At 66.6% G+C, this 1,816-nt stretch carries 1 protein-coding gene and 1 pseudogene; both read left to right on the top strand.

Translation table 11 applies throughout. The features are described 5' to 3' along the window. A partial coding sequence (locus AC1DSO_RS24715; RefSeq protein WP_477071323.1) for a TonB-dependent receptor domain-containing protein occupies nucleotides 1-690 on the top strand: 690 nt, incomplete at its 5' end. A 72-nt stretch (nucleotides 691-762) separates the two neighbouring features. Next, nucleotides 763-1,816 (top strand): annotated as a pseudogene (locus AC1DSO_RS24710) (hypothetical protein); the annotation flags it as partial.

The raw sequence follows: 1,816 nt of genomic DNA, 5'->3' as shown, positions 1-1,816 counted from the left end.
GTCTATGGCCGCTACGCCAACGGTTTCCAGACCAACAACACCGATCCGATCACCAAAATCGAGCTGTATGAAGCTGGCGTGCGCTTCGAGTACGGCCGCCTGCTCAGCGCCTCGGCGACGGTGTTCAAAACCAACTTCGACAACCAATTCTACAATTTCATCGACCCGTCTGATCCAACGAAGCAGACCAGCTTCCTGGCCGACCTCAAGACCACCGGCGTGGAAGTCGACGCCTTGGTGCGGCCCACGGACCGGTTTTCGGTCAATTTCTCGGGTGTGATCCAGGATCCGACGCTGAACAATCTGAGCCTGAACGGCGTGCCGCAGCCGACCTATGACGGCAATCGCCCCGAGCGCACGCCATCGCGGCTGTTCACGATCACGCCGAGCTTCAAGCTGCCCAATGGCTTGGGCGAGGTTTATGCCCGGTACAAATATGTCGGCAAGATCTACGCCGACTCCGGCAACGGCGTGGCCCTGCCGTCCTATGGCGTGACCAGCGCGGGGGTCACCCTGAACGTGAAGGACAATCTCCAGGTCAACCTCAACGTCGACAACATCTTTGACGTTGTCGGTCTGACCGAGGGCAACCCGCGCCAAGGCCAGACCCAGAACGCGTCCTCGGGCTATTTCTACGCCCGCGGCATCGTGGGAAGGACCTATGGCGGCTCGCTCACGCTCCGCTTCTAGGACGCGGGATCAGTAGACCAGGCGGCGGTCGCACCAAGCGTCCGCCGCCTTTCGCGCGGTTGGAGAGGCTGGATGTTCAAGAACTTTCGATGGGCGGCGATCGGCGTCCTGCTGTCGCTGACCGTCTCGAGCCAGGTTTTGGCCAGGCCGGACCTGGCCTACCAGCTGACCGAGGGGCAGAACCTCAACGCCTTCGTGCGCGAAGACACTGTCGCCGCGCACCTGTTGCTGCGCAACGGCGTCGACCCCCGCATTCTGGTCGCCTTCCCGGCGGGGAACAGCGGCGTTGGCCTGTGGTTCGAGCCGATGGCCAAGGCCGCGACTTGGCGTCTCGACCAGCCGCCGCGGCCGGTCCGCCGCGGCGCGCTCAACGGCGTGATCGCCCACGCCAGCCTCGACGCGCCGAAGCTGGTTCCCAAGCAGGCGGTGCTCTCCAACGTCCGCTATCTGCGGGACTATCAGGCAGTCGGTCGCTTTCCGGCCGAGGTCGCGGCCGAGCCGATCATCAAGGGCGACACCATCACCTGGCGTCGCGGTCGCCTTGACGGCGGACCCGGCTATGAGCTGACGATCCGCGTCATCGGCGGACGCCTCGATCGGGGCGCCATCGTCGCCGGAGCCGATGGGCGGATCGCGCTGGAGATCACGGCGCTGAGCGGCGATCCGCCGCTGACGCCGCTGCCGGTCGGAGAGCTTCTCAATTCCCACGCCGCCGCCGACCCCGGCGCCCGCGACGCCCTGGCCTTCCTTAGCTATCGCGAGAAGTTCCTGGCCGGCTCCTGGCGTTTCAACACCTATTTCGGCCGTGACACCCTGATGTCGGTGCGGCTGCTGATGCCGGCCCTGCGGCCGGCGGCGGTCGAGGCTGGCCTCAACTCAGTGCTGGCGCGACTGTCGCCCGGCGGCGAGGTCGCGCACGAAGAGGGCATCGGCGAGTTCGCCGTCGTCCAGAACCGCAAGGCCGGGCGCGATGGCGACGCCGCCGAGCTCGACTATGGCATGGTCGATGACGACTACATGCTGGGCGCTGTGGCCGCCGACTACCTGCAAGGCCCCGGGCAGGCGCGGGCGCGGGCCTGGCTGGCCCAGCCCCTGGCCAGCGAGAGCCAGCCCGGGTCCCGTACGC

It is taken from the genome of Caulobacter sp. P4_E5 (assembly GCF_056401555.1).
Note: the sequence above shows the minus strand (reverse complement) of the source record. Positions and strands in the feature narration are given on the sequence as shown.